This is a genomic window from Micromonospora sp. NPDC092111 (genome assembly GCF_044755745.1).
In the GTDB taxonomy this organism is placed as follows: Bacteria; Actinomycetota; Actinomycetes; order Mycobacteriales; family Micromonosporaceae; genus Micromonospora.
Genome location: NZ_JBIVRQ010000012.1, coordinates 129347 through 151848, shown reverse-complemented (window position 1 = coordinate 151848; position 22502 = coordinate 129347). Strand labels below are relative to the sequence as shown.

The following is a 22502-nucleotide window of genomic DNA, read 5'->3' as shown; positions in this document are numbered from 1 at the left end:
CAGATGCGCAAACTCCTCACCCGGCTGCGCGGGGACGCGGGGATGAACACCGCCGAGTACGCCGTGGGCACCCTCGCCGCCGTGGCCTTCGCCGGCATCCTGCTCAAGGTGCTCACCTCGGGCAACGTGCAGTCCGCGTTGACGGCCGTGATCGACCGGGCGTTGAAGTGAGACCGCGCCGGCCGGCCGGCCGGGATCGGGGCTCGTTCACCGCCGAACTGGCGGCCGGCCTGCCGGCGCTGCTCCTGCTCCTGCTCGCCGGCCTCACCGCGGTCGACGCGGTCACCACGAAGGCGGCCTGTCTGGACGCGGCCCGGGAGGCGGCGCTCACCGCCTCCCGGGGCGGGGACGGCGTCACCGCCGGTGCCCGGATCGCGCCGGAGTCGGCGGTCGTCTCGATCTCGGTCACCGAGGACCGGGTCACCGCGACGGTGCGGGCACCGGTCCGCACCCTCGGCGCGAGGCTGCCCCGGATCACGGTCGAGGCCACCACGGTCGCCGCCGTCGAACCCGGCGCACCGGAGCCCCCGCCATGAGTCGTGCCGGTGTCCCGGCCGGTCGCCACCCCCCGACCGGGTCGGCGGTCGAACCGTCGCCCGACCGGGGCGGCGCCACCGTGCTGCTGCTCGCCGTCGGGATGGTCTTCGTGCTGGTCGGGGTGTTCGGGGCGGCGATCGGTGCCGCCCGGGTCGCCCGGCACCAGGCCAGGGTCGGCGCCGACTTCGGTGCCCTGGCCGCAGCGGGTCAGGTGCTGCGCGGTACCGAGGTGGCCTGCGCGACGGCCGGCGAGTTCGCCCAGGCCAACGGCGGCCGACTCACCGGGTGCCGGGTCGACGGTCTCGACGTGGTGGTGACGGTCGAGGTGGCCGTCACCCCGTTGCCGGGGCTACGGCGGGCCGCCACCGTCACTGCCCGCGCCGGGCCGGTTCGTGGTGCACCGGTACGTGGTGAAGCCCGGTGACCGCCCCGGGGCGTACGACGGTGAACCGTGCGCCCCGGGGCCGGCCGGCCGGTCAGCGGCCCTGGAGGGCGTCCAGGCCGATCGCCATGGCGATCACCAGTCGCCGGTCGATCTGCGGGTTCTGCACCTCGACGACGTACCGGTCGCGCAGGCCCCACTTCTTGATCACCGAGAAGACCGGCTGGCCCCCGGCGACGAAGTCGAAGTGGTACGGCAGCCAGGAGAGCGAGTCGACGAACCGGCGCAGCAGCGCCACCGGCATGCTCCGCTCCTGGCCGGTGATCTGCGGCAGGCCGGCCTGCTCGACGTGCCACGTCGAGCGGAGCAGCGACTGGGCGAAGTCCTTGCGGAACAGCCCGATCGGGGTGCCGGCGTGGTCGGTCACGTCGTACGTGGCACCGAGGTCGAGCCGCTGGCGGGCCTTGAAACCGAGCAGCGGGTGCTGCTTGGAGTCGTCGGCGTAGATGGTGACCTGCTCCTTGAAGGCGAGCCGCTTCTGCTGCGCGAACGCCAGCAGTTCGCCCTCGGTGCCGTCCGGCGCCACGGCCCGGACCTCGTACTGGTTGACCATCATCCGGATCCGCTGCCGGACGTGGAACTGGTGCTGCGTCTGCAAACTGTCTAGCTGCATGAGAACTCCTCCGAAGGGTGCGCCGGAGTCTCGCACAACCCGACGCTCAGCGTCCGCCCTCGACGGCCGCCTTCAGCGCCCAGGCGTTGAGCACCTGGTGGATGCCGCGCAGTCGTTCGTTGATCTGCTCCAGGCGTTCCGCCTGAGCCAGTCCGGCCAGCGCGGCACCCAGCGCGATCTGCTGGTCGGGGGTGAGCTTGTCCTGGTCGATGGTGTAGAGCAGGTCGACTGTCTCGGCGATCGTGTCGGCCACGGCTTCTCCTCCGGGTCGGGAAGAACGGCAGCGTCGGCGGTGAGGCGGGCACTCCCGAACATCAATGGAAGCGCTCCCATGCATCATGCCCAGATGTCGCCCGGCTCATGCACGGATCCCGGATCCCGGACCACCCGAGAATGCCACCGGGGCCCGCCACGATCGGAAGTGGCCGGGAGTGGCCCCGGGCGCTCTCCCCGGGAGAGCGCCCGGCGCCCGACCCTTGGCGGGCGCGGAGCCTTTGCCGAGGACGCGCCGCGGCACCGGCACCCCCGGCGCCCCCCAGGACGCCGATGCCCCGGCATCCCTGCTCGACCTGCGCCACCCGCCAACCGGCCGCCGCCAACCGTCGGCCCCGGCCGCGAATGCTCCGGCCCGGACTCGCGTCACGGGAACTTCCGGCCGGTGATTCTCTTGGGCCCTGGTCCGGTTCAGCCCCAGGGATCCAGCGGGACGCCGGCCGGCCTGGCCTTGGCGAGTTCGTTCTCGAAGGTGCCGTCCTTGATGCCGAAGGTGGCACTGCCGAAGTTGTGGTTCACCAGTCGGTCCCGGAAGCCGGGCGGGTAGTTGTCCCAGCCGATCAACGGCGGGTACTGCCACGTGCCCTTGTGGTTCTCCGGCACCTCACCGAAGGCGGCGTGCCGGAAGGCGTGCGTGCTGCCGCCGTCCTTGTGGTAGATCACCTTGGGGTGCTTCCCGGTGTCGTCCCACGGCACGTCGTTGCGGTGCTTGATCTTGTAACTGCCGTGGACGGAGGTGGCGACCCACATCCCCCACTCGCCCTGCACCCACACCACGACGTGCTCCCAGTCGTGCCGGTGGCCGGCGCTGCCGGGCCCCAGCGAGGCCTGGTCCTTCTCGAAGTACAGGGTGTACATGTAGGCGCACCAGCCGTTGTTGCACTTGACCCGCGAGTAGGCGTTGGTGTTGTCGAGATCCCACGAGTCGCGGCAGTGGCCGTTCTCGGCACCACCGAGGGCCAGGCCCGGGGCGATCGTGCCGTCCCGCCCGATGGCGGGGGTGGGGTAGCAGCCGTCGCCGTCGTAGTCGAAGGCCGGCTCGTACGTGCGGTCCGACCACGGTGCGTTCCAGTCGAGGGCCTGGGGTGGATCGGCGTAGGCCACCCCCGGCGCGGTGAAGACCAGCGCGAGGGCGGCCAACGACGCGCTCGCCAGGTAGGACAGCCGGCCGAACCGGCGGTGGCTCCGGCGGCCACCCGGGCGCGCTCCGCCGGGTGGTGCACTGAGAGGTGTCGCCCGCATCGGTGTTTCTCCTGTCGATGTCATGGGAATCGATGGGACATGCTCCCCATAGCATCGATCATTGGCGATCCCAAAGCGACCACCGGTGGTGCGGGTCAGCCGTGGTCGCCGGTGGACCCGGTCGGCGTCCGGTCCTGGCGGGGCAGCGCCGGCACCGACCCGGTCCGCCCGTCGGTGCCAGTAGAAGCAGGAGCAGAAGCAGAAGCAGGAGCGGAAGCGTCGGTGGCCGGCCCACCGTCGCCCGGACGCGCCCGGGCGGGAGCGGAGGCAGCCGCGGGAAGGTTGGCCAGGACCACGTCGAGGACCCGGACCGCGCCCGGCTTCGACAGCGGGTTGTTGCCGTTGCCGCACTTCGGGGACTGGACGCAGGACGGGCAGCCCGCCTCGCACCCGCACTCGGCGATGGCGTCCCGGGTGGCGGTCAGCCAGCCAGCCGCCGTCCGGTACGCCCGTTCGGCGAAGCCAGCCCCGCCGGGGTGACCGTCGTAGACGAAGACGGTCGGTGCCTCGGTGTCCGGGTGGACGGCGGTGGAGAGCCCCCCGATGTCCCAGCGGTCGCAGGTGGCCATCAGCGGGAGCAGCCCGATCGCGGCGTGCTCGGCCGCGTGCAGGGCCCCCGGCACGTCCGCCGCCTCGACGCCGGCTGCCGCCAGGGACTGCGGGGAGAGGGTGAACCAGACGGCGACGGTCCGCAGCTCCCGGGCCGGCAGGTCCAGCGGCCGGGTGTCGATCACCTCGCCGGAGGCGATCCGGCGTCGCTGGTACGACACCACCTGGCTGGTCACGTCCACCTCGCCGAGGAAGAGGCCGACCGGGCCGGCGTCCAGGTAGGACCGGACCGACACCACCGACAGCGAGGTGACGTCCCGGGCGTGGGTGGACCAGTCCGGCTCCTCGGCGTGCACCAGCGCGCACCCGTCGTCGAGGTCGAGCGCGTCGACCACGTACGAGACGCCCTGGTGCAGGTAGACCGCCCCGGGGTGGACGAGGAAGTGCGACGAGCCGCCGTCGACGGTGCCGAGCAGCCGCCCGGTGGCCGCCTCCACCACGCAGACCGGGGCCGCGCCCTCGCCGCGCAGGTCGACCTCGGGCCGTTCCCGGTGCCGCCAGTACCAGCCGGTCGGCCGCTGCCGCAGCGCCCCGGCCTCGACCAGCCCCTCGACGGCCTCCTTCGCCCCGTCGCCGAAGAGGTCCAGGTCGGCGGCGGTGAGCGGAGCCTCGGCGGCGGCGCAGGCGAGCTGTGGGGCGAGCACGTACGGGTTGGCCGGGTCGAGCACCGTCGCCTCGACCGGCCGGCCGAAGAGCGCCTCCGGATGGTGCACCAGATAGGTGTCGAGCGGGTCGTCCCGGGCCACCAGCACTGCCAGCGCCTCGTCGCCGGAGCGGCCGGCCCGGCCGGCCTGCTGCCACAGCGACGCCCGGGTGCCCGGCCAGCCGCAGATCAGCACCGCGTCCAGCCCGACCAGGTCGACGCCGAGTTCCAGCGCGTTGGTGGAGGCCAGCCCGAGCAGGTCGCCGTGGAGCAGCGCCCGTTCCAGTTCCCGCCGCTCCTCGCGCAGGTAGCCGGCCCGGTAGGCGGCCACCCGCTCGCCCAGTCCGGGCACCGCCTCGTCGAGCGCGCGTCGGGCGTTCGCGGCGACCACCTCGGCGCCGCGCCGGGAGCGGACGAAGGCGAGGGTGCGTACCCCCTCGGCGACGCTGTCGGCGAGCAGGTCGGCGGTCTCCCGCAGCGCCGACCGGCGGACCTGGGTCAGGTCGTCGGTGACCACGGCGTCGGCGGCGGGCGGCAGCAGCGGCGGCTCCCAGAGCGCGAAGGTGACCCCGCCGCGCGGCGAGGTGTCCTCGGTGACGGCGGTGACGGGCAGGCCGGTGAGCCGCCCGGCCGTCGCCGCCGGGTCGCCCGACGTCGCCGAGGCCAGCAGGAACACCGGGGTACGACCGAAGCGCGCGCACTGCCGCCGCAGCCGGCGCAGCACGTGCGCCACGTGCGAGCCGAAGACGCCCCGGTAGGTGTGGCACTCGTCGACGACCACGTACGCCAGCCGGCGCAGGAACCCCGACCAGTGCGCGTGCCCGGGGAGGATGCCGTGGTGCAGCATGTCCGGGTTGGTGAGCACGAACCGGGAGTGCCGGCGGATCCACTCCCGTTCGGTGCGCGGGGTGTCCCCGTCGTAGCAGGCGGGGCGTACCCCGTCGAGTTCCAGGCCGGTGACGGCGCGGAGCTGGTCGGCGGCGAGCGCCTTGGTGGGGGCCAGGTAGAGCACCGTGGCGCGGGGGTCGGCGAGCAGGGTGGCCAGCGCCGGGAGCTGGTAGGCCAGGGACTTGCCGGACGCGGTGCCGGTGGCCACCACCACGTGCTGCCCGGCGTACGCCAGCTCGGCGGCCTCGCTCTGGTGCCGCCACGGCGCGACCACGCCGCGTCGGGCGAACGCCGTGCGCAGCTCCTCGGGGGCCCACTGCGGCCAGGGCGCTGGTTCCCCGGCGCGGGGCGGCACCCGCTCGACGTGGGTGACCGGGTCGGTGGCGTGGTGCCGGGCCCGCAGCCGACGCAGCAGCTCGGCCGGCGGTCGGCCGGGGCCTGCGGTCACGGTGGCTGCGGGATTCACGTCCTGCACTCTCGCACTGGTGTTCGGTGGTGAACAACCGGGCCGGTGGGTAAGGAGGAGCCGCCGCCGGTGACCTCACCGGGTGGTTCGACGGGGATGGTTAGATGCCCAGGAGAGTTTACGGCTCTCGGAGGAGGGACTGATGGAGCTGTCGCTGGCGACCCGCACCGTGGGGGAGCACACGGTGCTCGAGGTCGGCGGTGAGGTGGATGTCTACACCGCACCCCGGCTGCGCGAACGGCTCCTGGAGCTGATCGACGGCGGCGCCCGGCGGGTGGTCGTCGACCTCGGTCGGGTGGACTTCCTCGACTCCACCGGCCTGGGCGTGCTGGTCGGCGCCCTCAAGCGGCTCCGCTCGGCCGGTGGTTCCTTCGCCCTGGTCTGCGACAAGGAGCCGCTGCTCAAGATCTTCCGGATCACCGCCCTGGACCAGGTCTTCCCCCTGCACCCGACGGTGGACACGGCGGTCGCCGCCGACTCCGCCGGCCCCGGCGCGTGATGGCGACGGTCCGGCTCTCCTTCTCGCCGGCCCCGGTGCACGTCCGCACCGCCCGCCTGGTCGGTGTCGCGGTGGCCCGCCGGGCCGGGGTGCGTGAGGATCTGCTCGACGAGGTGCGGCTGGCCATCGGTGAGGCGTGCACCCGGGCGGTCGCCCTGCACCACCAGTACGGCCTGCCCGACCCGGTGCTGGTGGAGATGTCCGACTCCGGGGCGTACACGGTGCGGGTGGTGGACCGGGCGCCGATCGAGGCGGGCCTCGGCCTGGCCGCGTTGAACGCCGACGACCTGGCCAACGAGTCGCTGACCGACGAGGCGTTGACCACCGGGGTGGGCTTCGCGTTGCTCGCCGGTTTCGTGGAGGACCTCCAGGTCCGCCCGGTGGACGACGGCGTCGGGACCGAGGTCCGGATGGTGTGGCCGGTCGGCCGCTGATCGGTGACGTTCCGTGTGCGAGGCCGTGACCCCGGGTGGGTCACGGCCTCGCCGTGCTGATGGGCTCCTATATCAGATTTTTCCTCATAACACAGTTACGAAGATCATCCGAACACGGCGTCCCCCGCGTGTGACCTCCAACACTCGGCAGGGCTACAGTCTGTGGGTTGTCAGCACGTGATCCTTCCCTCGGCCAGCGGATATGGACGTTGATCATGGTCCGTCGGAGCGGGTCGGAGCGCGTGCGCCACCGCATCCAGGCGTCGGTCATACGTCCACTGGCCGCCGCGACAGTGTTCGGTACAGGAGGACATAGATGTCCGGACCCTTGGCCGCCGAAGGCGGCGCGCTGACCCTCACCGGAGAAAACCTGACATACGTCGTCATCGCCGCGGTCATCGCGCTGGTGGCACTCGTCTTCGCCGCCGCCTTGACCAAGGCCGTGTTGGCAGCCGGTAAGGGCACCACCAACATGCAGGAGATCTCCGGCGCGGTGCAGGAGGGCGCCTCGGCGTACCTGCTCCGGCAGTTCAGGACGCTGGCGATCTTCGTGGTCATCGCCGTGGTACTGCTCTTCCTGCTGCCGGTGCACGACACCGACGGCAGCGAACTGGCGGTGAAGATCGGCCGTTCGGCGTTCTTCGTGGTGGGTGCCCTGTTCAGCGCGTTCATCGGCGGGGCCGGCATGTGGCTGGCCACCCGCGCCAACCTCCGGGTCGCCGCCGCCGCCCGGGAGGCGGCGGGCGGCCGGGAAGCCGCCATGAAGATCGCCTTCCGCACCGGCGGTGTGGTCGGCTTCCTCACCGTCGGGCTCGGCCTTCTCGGCGCCGCGCTGGTCGTCATCCTCTTCAAGGGCGACGCCCCGACCGTGCTGGAGGGCTTCGGCTTCGGTGCCGCCCTGCTCGCCATGTTCATGCGGGTCGGCGGCGGCATCTTCACCAAGGCCGCCGACGTCGGCGCCGACCTGGTCGGCAAGGTCGAGCAGGGCATCCCGGAGGACGACCCGCGCAACGCCGCCACCATCGCCGACAACGTGGGCGACAACGTCGGCGACTGCGCCGGGATGGCCGCCGACCTGTTCGAGTCGTACGCGGTGACCCTGGTCGCGGCGCTGATCCTCGGCCGGGCCGCCTTCGGCGAGGCCGGCCTGGTCTTCCCGCTGATCATCTCCACCATCGGGGTGCTCATCGCCATCGTCGGCGTCTTCATCACCCGGCTGCGCGTCTCGGACCGCAACGGCCTGACCGCGATCAACCGGGCCTTCTACCTCTCCGCGGTGCTCTCCGCGGTGCTGGTGGCGGTCGCCGCCTTCCTCTACCTCCCGGCCACCTTCGGGGAGCTGGAGGGCGGCCTCGCCGACATCGACCAGAACCCCCGGCTGGTGGCCATCGGCGCGGTCGTCATCGGCATCGTGCTGGCCGCCGCCATCCAGGCGCTGACCGGCTACTTCACCGAGACCAACCGGCGCCCGGTGCAGGACATCGGCAAGAGTTCGCAGACCGGCGCGGCCACCGTCATCCTCGCCGGCATCAGCGTCGGCCTGGAGTCGGCGGTCTACTCGGCGCTGCTGATCGGCGCCGGCGTCTTCGGCGCCTTCCTGCTCGGCGGCAGCTCCATCACGCTCTCGCTGTTCGCGGTGGCGCTGGCCGGCACCGGCCTGCTCACCACCGTCGGCGTGATCGTCGCGATGGACACCTTCGGCCCGATCTCCGACAACGCCCAGGGCGTGGCCGAGATGTCCGGCGACATCGACGAGGACGGCGCCCGGATCCTCACCGAGCTGGACGCGGTCGGCAACACCACCAAGGCGATCACCAAGGGCATCGCGATCGCCACCGCGGTGCTCGCCGCCACCGCGCTCTTCGGGTCGTACACCGACACCCTGCGCAGCTCGTACTCCGACGCCGGGGTGGCCGACGTCGGCACCGAGATCCTCAACGCGCTGAACGTGGCCAACCCGCGCAACCTGGTCGGCCTGATCATCGGCGCGGCGGTGGTCTTCCTCTTCTCCGGGCTGGCCATCAACGCGGTGTCCCGCTCGGCCGGCGCGGTGGTGATGGAGGTCCGCCGGCAGTTCCGCGAGCTGCCCGGGATCATGGACCGCACCCAGCGCCCCGAGTACGGCAAGGTCGTCGACATCTGCACCCGGGACGCGCAGCGCGAGCTGATGACCCCCGGCCTGCTGGCCATCCTCGCCCCGATCGCGGTCGGCTTCGGCCTCGGCCCGGGCGCGCTGGCGTCCTACCTGGCCGGGGCGATCGGCGCGGGCACCCTGATGGCGGTCTTCCTGGCCAACTCCGGTGGCGCGTGGGACAACGCCAAGAAGCTGGTCGAGGACGGCGCGTACGGCGGCAAGGGCTCCGAGTCGCACGCGGCGACGGTCATCGGCGACACCGTCGGTGACCCGTTCAAGGACACCGCCGGCCCAGCGATCAACCCGCTGCTCAAGGTGATGAACCTGGTCTCGCTGCTGATCGCCCCGGCCGTGGTGGCCTGGAGCGTGGGCGACGAGCGGAACACCCCGCTGCGGGTGGGCATCGCACTGGTCGCGGCCCTGATCGTGGTCGCCGCGGTGGTCTTCAGCAAGCGCAAGGGCGTCGCGATGGACTCCTCCTCGGACGGCGACGACACCGACTCGGGCAACAGCCCGGAACGGGCGGAATCGGTCAACGCCTGAGCGACGGCACAGCGGGTCCCCGGCCGGTGGTAGGCCGGTCGGGGGCCCGTTGACCGGGCCGGAGGCGGCAAACCTGAGCGGTGGCACATTCACCCCGACGCCGTACGCTGCATCGCATGCGTACGTGCCGGGCGAGTGCCGCCGGAAGGTTCACGGTGGTCCTGGCCACGCTCGTGCTCGCCGTCGCCGGCTGCGGCGGCGGACCCAGCCCACGGGCCTGGGCGGCCTCGGTCTGTGAGGCGCTCACCCCGTGGCGGGCCGAGATCAGCAAGCTCACCAGCAGCACCCACCAGCAGATGACCGCGCAGACCACCCCGGCACAGGCGAAGGAGAACCTGGTGCGGCTCTTCGCCGGTGCCGAGGAGGCGAGCGAGACGGCCCGGCGCCGGATCGCCGACGCCGGCATCCCGGAAACCGACCACGGCGACGAGATCTCCCGGGGCTTCCGCACCTCGCTGGAGAAGATCAGGGACGCCTACGGCCGCGCCCGGGACACCATCGACGGGTTGGACACCGGGCAGGCCACCGGCTTCTACGACGGCGTCCAGACCACCGTGGACGCCCTCAACCGGGAGTACGACGCGAGCGCGCTGGACACCGGTCGGCTCAACTCGGAAGAACTCAAACGGGCCTTCGACGAGGTCCCGGAGTGTCGCTGACCCGGCCCGACCCACCCCCCGATCCGGTACGCCAGCTCTCGCTGTTCGGGACCGAGGCGGCGGATCCGTCCGTCGCCGACCTGGCCGGCCTGCTCGCCGGTCCCGGGGAGGTGCACCGGATGGGACGTACCGCCCGGCTGTCCATCGCGGTCGACGCGGCCTGGCGGGTGCACGTGCTCGTCGGCGAGCTGGCCCAGCGGGGGTTCGCCGCGAGCTGGGAGCCGACCGGGGACCAGCGGTACGCCGTACGCACGTCGTACGTCACCACGCTGGCCCCGCTGGCGACGGCCTGGCTGGCCGGTGGGGTGAAACACCCGCCGACCCACTTCCACCTCAACGGTCGACGGCTGCGCCTCTGGCTGGCCGCCGCCGGGTCGGCCGACGAGTCCGGCCTCCTGCTCCGGCTGGGTGGCGACGACCAGCCGTGGTGGCCGGTGGTACGGGCCGCCCTCGCCGTGGTGGGGCTGCCGGCGGCGCTGCTGGAGGCGGAGGCGGGCGGTCCGGCGTACCGGATCAGTGGCCGGCGGCGGCTGGCCCGGCTGGCGGAGCTGGTGGGCGACCGGCCGCCGACCGCGCCCCCCGCGCTCTGGCCACCCCCACCCGCCTGACCCCCGGCCAGACCGGGGGATGGTCGGGTCCGTTTCGGCGGCATGGCGGTATTCGGATCGCTCTGACACCGCCACTCCGGCGAGCTGGAGTCGATCATCAGCCCGCGCCGCCCGTGCTGTCCGATCGCGGACAGTCGGCGCGCGGCGCCGGTGCGTGAGCGAGCCGGTGTGCCCAGGTCGGAGTCCGCCATCGTCACAGTGACCCGCTCCGGACCCTACCCACGGTGTACGGTGGCGCCGTCCAGCCGCCGAGGCCGCGTGGTGCCGGTGGTGCCGCCGCGCGGAAGCTGTTTGCCGCCCCCGGAACCCGAAGCCCGGGCGGCGCGTTACGTTGGACATCCGGACCGGCGGTGGTCTGGCGGTGCAAAGCGGTCCAAATCGGGCCGGATGTAGGAGCGAGGTCGGGGAGAGACGTGCCGAGCAGAGCTGGAACCACCCGTTTGGTCATCGTCGAGTCACCGGCGAAGGCCAAGACGATCTCGGGGTACCTGGGCCCGGGGTACGTCGTGGAGGCCAGCTTCGGCCACGTCCGGGACCTCCCGCGCAACGCCGCCGACGTGCCGGCCAAGTACAAGGGTGAGCCGTGGGCCCGGCTCGGGGTGGACGTCGACAACGGCTTCCACGCCCTCTACGTCGTCTCCGCCGACCGCAAGCAGCAGATCAGCAAGCTGGTGAAGCTGGCCAAGGAGGTCGACGAGATCTTCCTGGCGACGGACGAGGACCGCGAGGGCGAGGCGATCGCCTGGCACCTGGTAGAGACGCTCAAGCCCAAGGTGCCGGTCAAGCGGATGGTCTTCCACGAGATCACCAAGCCGGCGATCCAGGCCGCGGTGGCGAACCCGCGCGAGATCGACCGGGACCTCGTCGACGCCCAGGAGGCCCGGCGCATCCTCGACCGGCTCTACGGCTACGAGGTCTCCCCGGTGCTGTGGAAGAAGGTCATGCCGAAGCTCTCGGCGGGCCGGGTGCAGTCCGTGGCGACCCGGATCGTGGTCGAGCGGGAACGGCAGCGGATGGCCTTCCGCACCGCCGAGTACTGGGACATCCTGGCCACCCTGGCGGTGGCGAACCCGGGCGAGGGGCCGCGGAACTTCAACGCCACCCTGGTCGCCTTGAACGGCGACCGGATCGCCACCGGCAAGGACTTCGAGCCGACCACCGGCCGGGTCCGGCCCGGCGCCGGCGTGGTGCACCTCGACGAGAGCGGGGCGCGCGGGCTGGCCGCCCGGCTGGCGGGGCGACCGTTCACCGTCACCCGGGTCGAGGAGAAGCCCTACCGCCGCCGCCCGTACGCGCCGTTCATCACCTCCACCCTCCAGCAGGAGGCGGCCCGCAAGATGCGGTTCTCGTCCCAGCAGACGATGCGCACCGCGCAGCGGCTCTACGAGAACGGCTACATCACCTACATGCGTACCGACTCGGTGAACCTGTCGGAGACCGCCATCGCGGCGGCCCGCCGGCAGATCGTCGAGCTGTACGGCGAGCGCAGCGTGCCGCCGGAGCCGCGCCGCTACACCGGCAAGGTGAAGAACGCGCAGGAGGCGCACGAGGCGATCCGCCCGGCGGGGGACAACTTCCGTACCCCGGGCGACGTGGCCAAGGAGTTGTCGGCCGAGGAGTTCAAGCTCTACGAGCTGATCTGGCGGCGCACCATCGCCTCGCAGATGACCGACGCGGTCGGCTCCAGCGTCTCGGTGCGCATCCGCGCGGTCTCCGCCGCCCAGGAGGAGGCCGACTTCGGCGCGACCGGCAAGACCATCACCGACCCGGGTTTCCTGCGGGCCTACGTCGAGTCCTCCGACGACGAGAACGCCGAGGCCGAGGACGCCGAGCGTCGGCTGCCCACCCTGGTCAAGGACCAGCCGCTGACCGCCGACGAGCTGGCCGCGCAGGGCCACCACACCCAGCCGCCGTCGCGCTACACGGAGGCGTCGCTGGTGAAGGCCCTGGAGGAGTTGGGCATCGGCCGCCCGTCGACGTACGCGTCGATCATGCAGACCATCCAGGACCGTGGCTACGTGACCAAGCGCGGCCAGGCGATGATCCCGACGTTCCTGGCGTTCGCGGTGATCGGGTTGATGGAGCGGCACTACCCGCGCCTGATCGACTACGACTTCACCGCCAGCATGGAGAACGAGCTGGACGAGATCGCCGGCGGTGACCACGCCGCCGTCGACTTCCTCACCGCGTTCTACTTCGGCAGCAGCAACGGCACCGGTGACCAGGCGATCGCCCACGCCGGCGGGCTGAAGAAGCTGGTCACGGAGAACCTCAGCGACATCGACGCGCGCAGCGTCAACTCGATCCCGCTGCACACCGACGACGAGGGGCGCGAGGTCGTCGTCCGGGTCGGCCGGTTCGGGCCGTACCTCCAGCGGGGGCTGCCCGGCGAGCAGCCGGCGCCGAGGGCCGACGGCGAGGAGGGCGGCGGCCAGGGCGACCGGGCGCCGATCCCGGAGGGGCTGGCCCCCGACGAGCTGACCCCGGAGAAGGTGCACGAGCTGTTCCTCGGCGGCGGGGGCGAGCGCAAGCTCGGCGACGACCCGGCCACCGGGGAGCCGATCCTGCTCAAGTCCGGCCGGTTCGGCCCGTACGTGGCCAGCGGCGAGCGGAAGTCCTCGCTGCTGCGTTCCCAGACGCCGGACTCGCTCACCCTCGACGAGGCGCTGAGGCTGCTCAGCCTGCCCCGGCTGATCGGCGTCGCCCCGGACGGCGGCGAGGTGGTCGCCAACAACGGCCGCTACGGCCCGTACGTCAAGCGCGGTGACGAGTTCCGCTCGCTGGACTCGGAAGACAAGATGTTCACCGTCACGCTGGACGAGGCGCTGGCCCTGCTGGCCGCCCCGAAGGCCCGCCAGCGCCGGGCCGCCGCGCCGCCGCTGCGGGAGATGGGCGTCGACCCGCTGACCGAGAAGCCGCTGGTGATCAAGGACGGCCGGTTCGGACCGTACGTCACCGACGGGGAGTTCAACGCGTCGCTGCGACGCGGGCAGACCCCGGAGGAGCTGACCATCGAGCAGGCCTCCGAGATGCTCGCCGAGAAGCGGGCGAAGGGTCCCGCGCCGAAGAAGAAGGCGGCGGCGAAGAAGGCACCGGCCAAGAAGGCCACGGCCACCAAGGCAGCGACGGCGGCGAAGAAGACCGCTGCCGCCAAGTCCACCACCGCCAAGAAGACCACCACCGCCAAGGCCACTGTGGCGAAGAAGGCCACTGCGGCGAAGAAGGCCCCGGCCAAGAAGGCCGCTCCTCGCAAGGCCGCCTCCGCCGCCGAGTAGCCCTCCCCGTCCTGCCCCCGGGCCTGCTGTCGGGCGGCCCCGCCCCGGCGCTCGTCGACATGGTCGTCGGGGCGGCGGACGACGTCGACCCCGCCGGGGCAGCGGGTGGGCGCGGGGTCAGGGGCCGAGGATGTGGTCGAGGTGGGGGTTGGTGAGGACGCGGCCGGGGTCGAGGCGGGCGCGGAGGTCCTGGAAGTCGGCGAACCTCGGGTACGCGGTGGCCAGGGAGGCCGCGTCGCGGTAGTGCATCTTGCCCCAGTGGGGACGGCCGCCCAGCCCGGTGGCGACCTCCTCGAAGGCCCGGAAGTACGGCTCGTACGGCATCCCCACGTACTGGTGTACGGCGAGGTACGCCGAGTCGCGTCCGTAGCCGTGGGAGAGCCAGATGTCGTCGGCGGCGGTGAACCGCACCTCGACCGGGAACAGCACCTTGAACGGCAGCCGGTCGACGACGCGCCGCAACCGGGCCAGCGCCTCCGGTAGGGCGGCGCGCGGGATGCCGTACTCCATCTCCACGAACCGGACCCGGCGCGGGGTGCAGAAGACGGCGTCGGAGCGGCCGGTGTAGGTGCGTTCGGTGAGCGCCCGGGCGGAGACCGCGCTGATGGTGGGGGCCAGCGCGGGCACGGCGCGGCCCAGCCGGCAGGCCCCGGCGAAGACGGTGTTGGCGAGGAAGTCGTCGTCCAGCCAGCCGCGCCAGCGGGGCAGCGGCCGGTCGTCGGCGGGTACCCGGTCGTTGGTCTTGACCTGCACCCGGTCGGTGTACGGGAACCAGTAGAACTCGACGTGGTCGTGCCGGTCGACCAGCTCCGGCAGGTCGCCCAGCACCTCGTCCAGCGGGGCGGGCCGTTCGTGCGCCCGGAGGGTGAAGGCGTCCACGCAGCGGAGGGTGACCTCGGCCAGGATGCCGAGCGCCCCCAGCCCGACCCGGGCGGCGGCGAAGATCTCCGGGTGTTCGTCGGCGGAGCAGTGCAGCACCTCGCCGGTGCCGGTGACCAGGGTGAGTGCCTCGACGAAGGTGGACAGGCAGCCGTAGGCGGCGCCGGTGCCGTGGGTGCCGGTGGAGATCGCGCCGGCGACGGTCTGCGCGTCGATGTCGCCCAGGTTGGGCATTGCCAGGCCGTGCCCGGCGAGCAGCGCGTTGAGCGCCCGCAGGGTGGTGCCGGCGGGGACGGTGACCAGCCGGGTGTCCGGGTCGATCCGGACACCGGTCGCCAGATCGGTCAGCTCCATCCGCCGGCCGTCGGCCAGGGCGATGGGGGTGAACGAGTGGCCGCTGCCGACCACCCGGATCCGATCGCCCGACGCCGCCGCGTCCAGGACGGCCTCGGCTACGTCCTGGACGCTGGTAGGGCGCAGGATGGCGGTGGCGACGCTGTGCTGGTTGCCGGCCCAGTTGGACCAAGCGGTGGCGGTACCGGCCATCGGCGCTCCTCGACATGAATGTGAACTGACTTCATATCAGGAACGTTGTGCCTGGTAAATACCGCAATCGAGGTCCGCTCGTTGTACCGGTAGTCACGGGCACGTGACATATGGATATGTTCTTCCGTCGAAGGGAGGTGGCGCCGAGTGTCCACACCAGCCGCCACGACCGGACCGCTGCGCCGCGTTCCGGTGCAGGGTCGAAGTGTCGCGCGCGTCCAGCGGATGTTGGACGCCTGTGCCGAACTCGTCGACGAGGTGGGGTACGAGGGGCTGACCACCACGCTGCTCGCCGAGCGGGCCGAGGTGGCGATCGGGTCGGTCTACCAGTTCTTCCCGGACAAGCGGGCGATCGTGCAGGCGCTGACCCTGCGCACGATGGAGTCCTACCTGCAACGGCTCGACGAGCGGTTCGCCTCGGACGACCTGACCCACTGGTGGGACGGCGTCGACGCGGGGATCGACGAGTACATCACGATGCACCGGACCGTCCCGGGGTTCCGCACCCTGCACTTCGGCGACGTGGTCGACCTGCACCTGCTCGACGAGCAGCGGGACAACAACGGCGTGATCGCCGACCAACTGGCCCGGGTGCTCACCGAGCGGTTCGGGATGACCGACGAGCCGCGCCTGCGGTTCTGCCTGGAGATCGCGGTCGAGGCCGCGGACGCCCTGATCAAGCTGGCGTTCCACCGCAAGCCGGAAGGGGACGAGCGGGTCCTCGCCGAGGCCAAGGCGCTCATCCGCGAGTACCTGCACCGGCACGTCGACGCCCCGGCCGACCCCGTTGCGCAGTCCTGAGCCCGACTCCGGCGCCGGTGGCGGCTAGAGGAAGGCCCGGCCCTCGCCCCGGTAGGTGGGCACCGTGTCGACCACCGTCTCGCCGTCGACCAGGTGCAACTCGTCGACCCGTTCGCAGAGTTCGCCCGCCTTCGCGTGCCGGAACCAGACCCGGTCGCCGACCCTCAGGTCGGCCGCCGCCGGGCCGGTGAGCGGGGTCTGCACCTCACCCGCGCCCTCGGCGTCGATCAGCTCCAGCCCGGCCGGCAGCCAGGGCCGGGGCAGCCGGCTCGGCGCGGCCTGGCCGGAGGCGACCCAGCCGCCGCCGAGCACGGTGGCGATCTCCGGCGTCGGCCGCCGGACCACCGCGCAGGCGAAGAACGCCGCCGGGGTCGGCCGCCAGGCCCGGTACGCGTCGAAGAGCGTCGGCCCGTACAGCCCCGATCCCGCGGTGACCTCGGTGACCGCGGGATCGGCGCTGGTGGCGGCCACGCTGCCGGTGCCGCCGCCGTTGACGAACTCCAGGTCGGCGTGTTCGCGGACGGCGGCGACCGCCGCGCCCCGACGGGCCACCAGTTCCCGGTACGACCCGCGCTGGGCGAACCGGATCGCCGCGCCGAGGGCGGCCTGTCCGGGCGGGGCGTCCCCGAGGCCGGCGATCTGCGCCTCGTACGACATCAGCCCGACCAGCCGGAAGCCCGGCCGGGCGGCGACGGCGGCGGCCAGCGCGCCGGCGGCCCGGGCGCTGTGCACCGGTGAACGGCGCACCCCGACGTGCACCCGCCCGCGCAGCGGTCGCCAGGAGGCGTCCAGGTCGAGGCAGACCCGCAGGTCGGGCCGGCGGCCCGGCGGGCACACCGCATCGATCAGGTCGAGCTGGTCGGTGCTGTCGACCATGAGGGTGACCGCGGCGGCGAGCACCGGGTCGGCGGCCAGCTCGGCGAGCGCCCCCCGGTCGGCGGTCGGGTACGCCACCAGCGCGTCGCCGGTCCCGCCGGTGCGGACCAGCCAGTTCGCCTCGGGCAGGGTGAAGGCCAGCACACCGGCCCAGCCGGGCTGCCCGAGCGCCCGGCCGAGCAGGTCGCGGGCCCGGATCGACTTGCTGGCGGCCCGGATCGGCTTGCCCCCGGTACGGCCGGCCAGCGCGACGGCATTGGCGTCGAAGGCGGTGACGTCCACCACGGCGTAGGGCGGGTCGAGGTGGGCGGTTGCCGTGTCGAGGCGTTTGCGCAGGGTTTCGCTGTCGATGACCACGAATGAACGCTAACTGTCCGGAGGGCAATGCGAAACACCCTCACGTACTACCGGGCTGCGGTCGCTGGCCTCCGCGGCCTAGGCTCGGCGAGCAGGAGAATGTCGCCGGTGGGAAGGCCCCCACCGGGTCTAGAGTGTTCCACCGGGACTGCCCAGCGTTGGGCCGGCACGTGGAGGTACGGCCATCGAAAGCCAGCAGAACGGCGAGTCGTCCGGCGTGTCGCCGTCCGGGACAGAGCCCGGCGGCACCGCCGCCCAACCCGGCTCCCAGACCGACCGCTCCGGGGCGGCGGCGATCCGGTCGGTGCTGCGCATCCGGCCGTTCCGCCGGCTCTGGATCGTGCTCGGCGCGGCCTCCTTCGGCGACTGGCTCGGCCTCCTCGCCACCTCGGTCTTCGCCGCGTCGCAGGTGTCCGGCAGCACCGCCCAGGGTGCCGCGTTCGGCGGGGTGATCGCCATCCGCCTGCTGCCGGCACTCGTGCTGGGGCCGGTGGCCGGCGTCTTCGCCGACCGGTTCGACCGCCGCTGGACGATGGTCATCTGCGACCTGCTGCGGTTCCTGCTCTTCGCCTCGATCCCGCTGGTCGCGCTGCTCGGCGTCCGCGGCGGGGTGGTGGTCGGCTGGGCGGCGGTGGCCACCTTCCTGATCGAGTCGATCACCCTGCTCTGGATCCCGGCCAAGGAGGCCGCGGTCCCCAACCTGATCCCGCGGGCCCGGCTGGAGACGGCCAACCAGCTCACCCTGATCACCACGTACGGCCTGACCCCGGTCGCCGCCGCGATCGGCCTGGCGGTGCTGGACCGCAGCGTGCGGGGAGTCACCGGCGGCGCGATGCCGGCCTGGGCCGAGCCGGCCCAGCTCGCCCTCTGGTTCAACTCCCTGTCCCGGCTGGCCACCGCGCTGGTGGTGGCCTTCGGCATCAAGGAGATCAGCCACGCCCAGGCCAGGGAGCGCGAGGGCACCGAGCAGGGCATGATGAGCCAGTTCACCGAGGGCTGGAAGTTCATCGGCCAGACCCCGCTGGTCCGTGGCCTGGTACTCGGCATCTTCGGCGCGTTCGCCGGCGGCGGCATCGTGATCGGCACGGCCAAGTTCTTCGCCGCCTCGCTCGGTGCCGGTGACGCCGCCTTCTACATGCTGTTCGGCGCGATCTTCATCGGCCTGGCGATCGGCATCGGGGGCGGCCCGATCATCGTCCGGGACATGTCCCGCCGCCGCTGGTTCGGCATGAGCATCGTGCTGGCCAGCGCCTCCGTCCTGGTGCTGGCCTTCGCCATCCACCTGTCGATGGCGATCCTCGGTGCGATCCTGGTCGGCGCGGGCGCCGGGATGGCCTTCCTGGCCGGCACCACGCTGCTCGGCGGCGAGGTCGCCGACGAGGTGCGTGGCCGGGTCTTCGCCGTGGTGCAGATCGGCACCCGGCTGGTGCTGATCCTGGCCATCGCGCTGAGCAGTCTCCTGGTCGGCGTCGGCGGCTCCCGTCAACTGACCATCGCCGACCTCGGCATCTCCGTCTCCTCGACCCGGCTGCTGCTGCTCGCCGCCGGCGTGGCCGGCATCTTCGCCGGGATCAGCGCGTTCGGCCAGATGGACGACAAGAAGGGCGTGCCGGTCCTGGCCGACCTCTGGGGGTCGATGCGGGGCCGCCCGCTGATGCCGGCCGAGCCGTTCGTCTCCAACGGGCTGTTCGTGGTCTTCGAGGGCGGCGAGGGCGGCGGCAAGTCCACCCAGCTTGAGGCGCTCGCCACCCGGCTGCGCGAGCAGGGCCGGGACGTGGTGGTGACCCGGGAACCGGGTGCCACCTCGGTGGGGAAGCGGATCCGTTCCCTGGTGCTGGAGAACTCCGGCGCGGAATCCCCGTCCCCGCGCGCCGAGGCGCTGCTCTACGCCGCCGACCGGGCCCACCACGTCGCCACCGTGGTCCGGCCCGCCCTGGTCCGGGGTGCGGTGGTGATCAGCGACCGGTACGTCGACTCGTCCCTGGCCTACCAGGGCGCCGGCCGTACCCTCCCGGTCGAGGAGGTCTCCTGGCTCTCCTCGTGGGCCACCGGCGGGCTCAAGCCCGACCTGGTGGTGCTGCTCGACGTCGACCCGCGCACCGGGCTGTCCCGGGTGGCCGCCCGCAACCAGGGCACGGACCGGCTGGAGGCCGAGTCGGTCGCGTTCCACGAGCGGGTCCGCTACGCCTTCCTCGACCTCGCGGCCAACGACCCGAAGCGCTACCTGGTGCTCGACGCCGCCCGACCGGTCGGGGAGCTGTCCAAACTGGTCGCCCGCCGGGTCGAGGAGTTCCTGGTGGACCCGGCCGGCATCGTGCACCCGCGCCCCGCGCAGGGGCCGGACACCTCGGTCCAGCCCGAGTTATCCGACACGGAGCTGGTGGCGATGGAGCATCGGACCTGATGCCGGACGTCTTCGCCGACCTGGTCGGCCAGGACGAGGCGGTCGACACGCTGCGCCGGGCCGCCGCGGCAGCCGCCGCCGTGCTGCACGCCGCACACCACCCGCCCGCCGCCGGGACGTCCCCCGGGACCGGACCGGCCCCCGGTGCGGGGATGACCCACGCCTGGATCTTCACCGGCCCGCCCGGCTCCGGCCGTTCGGTGGCCGCCCGGGCCCTCGCCGCCGCCCTCCAGTGCGTGCACGGCACCGGCTGTGGCACCTGCCCCGGCTGCCACACCACGCTGGCCGGCACCCACGCCGACGTGCGGCTGGTGGTGCCCGAGGGGCTCTCCATCGGCGTCGGCGAGATGCGCGCCCTGGTGCTCCGGGCGGCCAGCACCCCGTCCGGCGGGCGCTGGCAGGTGGTGATCATCGAGGACGCCGACCGGCTCACCGAGGCGGCCGGCAACGCCCTGCTCAAGGCCGTCGAGGAGCCGCCGCCCCGGACGGTCTTCCTGCTCTGCGCCCCGTCCACCCACCCGGACGACGTGTCGGTGACCATCCGGTCGCGCTGCCGGGTCGTACCGCTGCGGCAGCCGTCGGCGGCGGCGGTCGCCGAGGTGCTGGTCCGGCGGGACGGCGTCGCGCCCGACGTGGCGCAGTGGGCGGCGACCGCCGCGCAGGGGCACGTCGGCCGGGCCCGGCGGCTGGCCCGCGACCCGGAGGCGCGCAAGCGCCGGGACGCGGTGCTGGCGGTGCCGCGCCGGCTGACCGGGGTGGGCACCGCGCTGGACGCGGCGTCGGCGCTGATCGAGGCGGCCGAGGCGGAGGCGGAGGCGTCGGTGGCGGAGACCGACGCGGCCGAGCGGGCGGCGTTGCAGACCGCGCTCGGCGCGGGGGGCACCGGCCGGGGTGCGGCGGGTGCGGCGCGTGGCTCCGCCGGCCAGCTCAAGGACCTGGAGAAGCGGCAGAAGTCGCGGGCCACCCGGGCCCAGCGGGACGCCCTCGACCGGGCGCTGGTGGACCTGGCCGGGTTCTACCGGGACGCGCTCACCTCGGCGCTGCGCGCGCCGGTCGCCCCGGTGCACACCGACACCGCCGCGCTGGCCGAGGCGGGCGGGCAGAAGTGGGCCGCCGAGGGCGCGCTGCGCCGGCTGGAGGCCGTGCTGAGCTGCCGGGCGGCCATCGAGGCGAACGTCAAGCCGCGGATCGCGGTGGAGGCGATGATGCTCTCGCTCTGGAAGGGCTGACCCTTCGTCCACAGGCCATCGACACGTGTTGTTGACGTGCGGTACGGTCCGGTGATGCCGCAGTGAGCGTGGCGGCACGCAGGGTGAAGTCGGTCTGGGGGGAGAGCGGATGCCGCGCGGCGAGATCGACGAGGCATGGATCGAGGAGGCGGTGCGGCGGTACCGCCGGATCGAGTCCCTCCAGGCCGAGTTCGACCAGGCGGTGGCCACCGTCGAGGTGACCGTCCGTTCGCCCGACGGGCTGGTCGAGGTGGTGGTGACCGCCGGCGGCCGGATCACCGACGTGCGGTTCCTCGGGCCGCTGCACGCCCGCCACCCCCGGGACGTGGCCGGCTCGGTGCAGGCCGCGGTCACGGCCGCCGCCGACGCGGCCCAGTGGGCCCGGGAGAAGCTGCACAACGAGACCTTCGCCGCATACCGTCCACTCGCGGGGGCCTGACGTGGACACCCTGCGCGCCCTCGCCGCCCGCCTCGACGAGGCGAGCGCGACCCTGGCCACGCTCGCCCGGACGGTCACCGCCAGCGACCCGCCGCACCCGGCGTTCGGTGCCCACGCCCCCGGCCGTCCCGGCGAGCTGGGCCGGGCCCTGCACCGGCAGTGGACCACCGCCACCGGCGACCGGGCCCGCGAGGCCGGCGCGGCCGCCGCCCGGCTGGCCGCCGCTGCGGCAGCCGTACGCAGCGCCGCCGACCGCTACGCCACCACCGACGACGCCGCCCAGCGCCGGCTGGTCGGTGAGCTGTGATGGACGCGCTGGACCGGCTCGCCGAGCCCGGCCTGGACCTGCTCGCCCGGGTCGACGCGCTGCTCGCCGCCGGCGCACCCGAGGCGCATCCGGTCTGGCCGCTGCTGCGCCGGATGCAGGTGCTGCCGGGGGAGGCCCTGCGCGCCTTCCTCGACCTGCACCCCGCGCCGCTGGCGGCTGCCGGGCACGCCGTGCGCCGGCTCGTCCCCGGGTACGACGACGCCTGTGCCGCCCTCACCGATCCGGGCGTCTGGTCCGGCCCCGCCGCGACGGCCTACGACGAGGCCCGTACGGCCCTGCTGCGCCACCTCGACGAGGGGCCGGAGAGCCTGGTCGGGCGGTTGGAGTCGACCGCCGGCTACGCCGACGCGCTGGCCCACTGGGTGGAGGGGAGCCGGCTGGCGGTGGCCCGGGTGCTCGCCGAGGTGCTCGGCTCCACCGAGGCGGTCCGGGTCCGCGCGGCGACCGCCTCCGGCACCGCACCGGGCACCGGGCCCGCCTCCGGTGTCGAGGCCGCCTCCGGTGCCGAGCCCGCCCTCGGTGTCGGGCCCAACCCGGGTGCCGAGCCTGGGCGGGGTGCGGCGGCCGAGATCGCCACCCGGGTGCTCTCGGTGCTCGGGGTGGCCTACGACGGGGCGGAGACGCTGCTGCGTCAGTGGTCGCCCAGCCTCGCCGAGTCGACCTGGCGGTCGACGGGCGGCGCGTCGTACCACGGCGCCTCGCTGCGGATCGGCTGACCGTGCCCCGGCCGGTCCCCGGCGGTGACGTCCGGACGCCGCAGCCGACCCGATCCGCGCCA

General features: G+C 73.3%; 21 protein-coding genes. 15 read left to right on the top strand and 6 right to left on the bottom strand.

All coding sequences use genetic code 11. From position 1 onward, the window contains the following. Positions 1–3: 3 nt before the first annotated feature. From ACIQG9_RS22445 to ACIQG9_RS22435, 3 genes are read left to right on the top strand one after another with little or no spacing between them, the layout of a single operon-like run. Complete coding sequence (locus ACIQG9_RS22445) at positions 4–171, top strand: DUF4244 domain-containing protein (protein ID WP_013283643.1); 168 nt, start codon at positions 4–6, stop codon at positions 169–171. Then, positions 168–536 (top strand): TadE family type IV pilus minor pilin, encoded by a 369-nt coding sequence (locus ACIQG9_RS22440; RefSeq protein WP_400405534.1) that lies wholly within the window; start codon positions 168–170, stop codon positions 534–536. The genes ACIQG9_RS22445 and ACIQG9_RS22440 overlap by 4 nt, the downstream gene beginning before the upstream one ends. After that, positions 533–961: an Rv3654c family TadE-like protein gene (locus ACIQG9_RS22435; RefSeq protein WP_400405531.1), complete on the top strand. Its 429-nt coding sequence runs from the start codon at positions 533–535 to the stop codon at positions 959–961. The genes ACIQG9_RS22440 and ACIQG9_RS22435 overlap by 4 nt, the downstream gene beginning before the upstream one ends. A 52-nt stretch (positions 962–1013) precedes the next feature. Here ACIQG9_RS22435 and ACIQG9_RS22430 read toward each other — a convergent pair whose 3' ends face one another. From ACIQG9_RS22430 to ACIQG9_RS22415, 4 genes are all read right to left on the bottom strand, one after another. Then, positions 1014–1592 (bottom strand): hypothetical protein, encoded by a 579-nt coding sequence (locus tag ACIQG9_RS22430; protein WP_400405529.1) that lies wholly within the window; start codon positions 1590–1592, stop codon positions 1014–1016. Between the two features lie 46 nt (positions 1593–1638). Then, complete coding sequence (locus tag ACIQG9_RS22425) at positions 1639–1845, bottom strand: hypothetical protein (protein WP_400405526.1); 207 nt, start codon at positions 1843–1845, stop codon at positions 1639–1641. A 431-nt stretch (positions 1846–2276) separates the two neighbouring features. Further along, positions 2277–3107 (bottom strand): NPP1 family protein, encoded by an 831-nt coding sequence (locus ACIQG9_RS22420; protein ID WP_400405523.1) that lies wholly within the window; start codon positions 3105–3107, stop codon positions 2277–2279. A gap of 95 nt (positions 3108–3202) precedes the next feature. Continuing rightward, entirely contained in the window at positions 3203–5713 is a 2511-nt protein-coding gene (locus ACIQG9_RS22415) for a DEAD/DEAH box helicase (RefSeq protein WP_400405520.1), read from the bottom strand. Between the two features lie 142 nt (positions 5714–5855). On the opposite strand from ACIQG9_RS22415, the gene ACIQG9_RS22410 reads away from it, so the two are divergent. From ACIQG9_RS22410 to topA, 6 genes are all read left to right on the top strand, one after another. Beyond that, complete coding sequence (locus ACIQG9_RS22410; protein WP_400405518.1) at positions 5856–6212, top strand: STAS domain-containing protein; 357 nt, start codon at positions 5856–5858, stop codon at positions 6210–6212. Next, a complete protein-coding gene (locus ACIQG9_RS22405; protein WP_400405515.1) occupies positions 6209–6646 on the top strand; it encodes an ATP-binding protein in 438 nt (145 codons plus the stop codon). The genes ACIQG9_RS22410 and ACIQG9_RS22405 overlap by 4 nt, the downstream gene beginning before the upstream one ends. Before the next feature lie 316 nt (positions 6647–6962). Further along, positions 6963–9323: a sodium-translocating pyrophosphatase gene (locus tag ACIQG9_RS22400; RefSeq protein ID WP_400405513.1), complete on the top strand. Its 2361-nt coding sequence runs from the start codon at positions 6963–6965 to the stop codon at positions 9321–9323. A 116-nt stretch (positions 9324–9439) separates the two neighbouring features. Next, positions 9440–9982, top strand: a complete 543-nt coding sequence (locus tag ACIQG9_RS22395) for a hypothetical protein (RefSeq protein WP_400405511.1) — start codon at positions 9440–9442, stop codon at positions 9980–9982. Continuing rightward, the gene (locus tag ACIQG9_RS22390) at positions 9973–10590 is read left to right on the top strand and encodes a hypothetical protein (RefSeq protein WP_400405508.1); all 618 of its coding nucleotides are present in this window, start codon (positions 9973–9975) and stop codon (positions 10588–10590) included. The genes ACIQG9_RS22395 and ACIQG9_RS22390 overlap by 10 nt, the downstream gene beginning before the upstream one ends. A gap of 413 nt (positions 10591–11003) precedes the next feature. Further along, complete coding sequence (topA, locus tag ACIQG9_RS22385) at positions 11004–13865, top strand: type I DNA topoisomerase (protein WP_400405506.1); 2862 nt, start codon at positions 11004–11006, stop codon at positions 13863–13865. Positions 13866–13982: 117 nt separating this feature from the next. Here topA and ACIQG9_RS22380 read toward each other — a convergent pair whose 3' ends face one another. Next, entirely contained in the window at positions 13983–15290 is a 1308-nt protein-coding gene (locus ACIQG9_RS22380) for a D-arabinono-1,4-lactone oxidase (protein ID WP_400405503.1), read from the bottom strand. Positions 15291–15515: 225 nt separating this feature from the next. Here ACIQG9_RS22380 and ACIQG9_RS22375 point away from each other — a divergent pair, with 225 nt between their 5' ends. After that, positions 15516–16091, top strand: coding sequence for a TetR family transcriptional regulator (locus ACIQG9_RS22375; protein WP_400405500.1), 576 nt, complete (start codon positions 15516–15518; stop codon positions 16089–16091). Between the two features lie 24 nt (positions 16092–16115). Here ACIQG9_RS22375 and ACIQG9_RS22370 read toward each other — a convergent pair whose 3' ends face one another. Then, positions 16116–17324, bottom strand: coding sequence for an amino acid deaminase/aldolase (locus ACIQG9_RS22370; RefSeq protein ID WP_400405498.1), 1209 nt, complete (start codon positions 17322–17324; stop codon positions 16116–16118). A gap of 304 nt (positions 17325–17628) precedes the next feature. On the opposite strand from ACIQG9_RS22370, the gene tmk reads away from it, so the two are divergent. From tmk to ACIQG9_RS22345, 5 genes are all read left to right on the top strand, one after another. Beyond that, a complete protein-coding gene (tmk, locus tag ACIQG9_RS22365; protein WP_400405649.1) occupies positions 17629–19728 on the top strand; it encodes a dTMP kinase in 2100 nt (699 codons plus the stop codon). After that, a complete protein-coding gene (locus tag ACIQG9_RS22360) occupies positions 19728–20957 on the top strand; it encodes a DNA polymerase III subunit delta' (RefSeq protein ID WP_400405495.1) in 1230 nt (409 codons plus the stop codon). Before tmk ends, ACIQG9_RS22360 begins: the two co-directional genes overlap by 1 nt. A gap of 109 nt (positions 20958–21066) precedes the next feature. Next, complete coding sequence (locus tag ACIQG9_RS22355) at positions 21067–21396, top strand: YbaB/EbfC family nucleoid-associated protein (protein WP_400405493.1); 330 nt, start codon at positions 21067–21069, stop codon at positions 21394–21396. Position 21397: 1 nt separating this feature from the next. Then, a complete protein-coding gene (locus ACIQG9_RS22350; protein WP_400405490.1) occupies positions 21398–21703 on the top strand; it encodes a hypothetical protein in 306 nt (101 codons plus the stop codon). Continuing rightward, complete coding sequence (locus ACIQG9_RS22345) at positions 21703–22440, top strand: hypothetical protein (RefSeq protein ID WP_400405487.1); 738 nt, start codon at positions 21703–21705, stop codon at positions 22438–22440. Before ACIQG9_RS22350 ends, ACIQG9_RS22345 begins: the two co-directional genes overlap by 1 nt. The last annotated feature ends 62 nt before the right edge of the window (positions 22441–22502 follow it).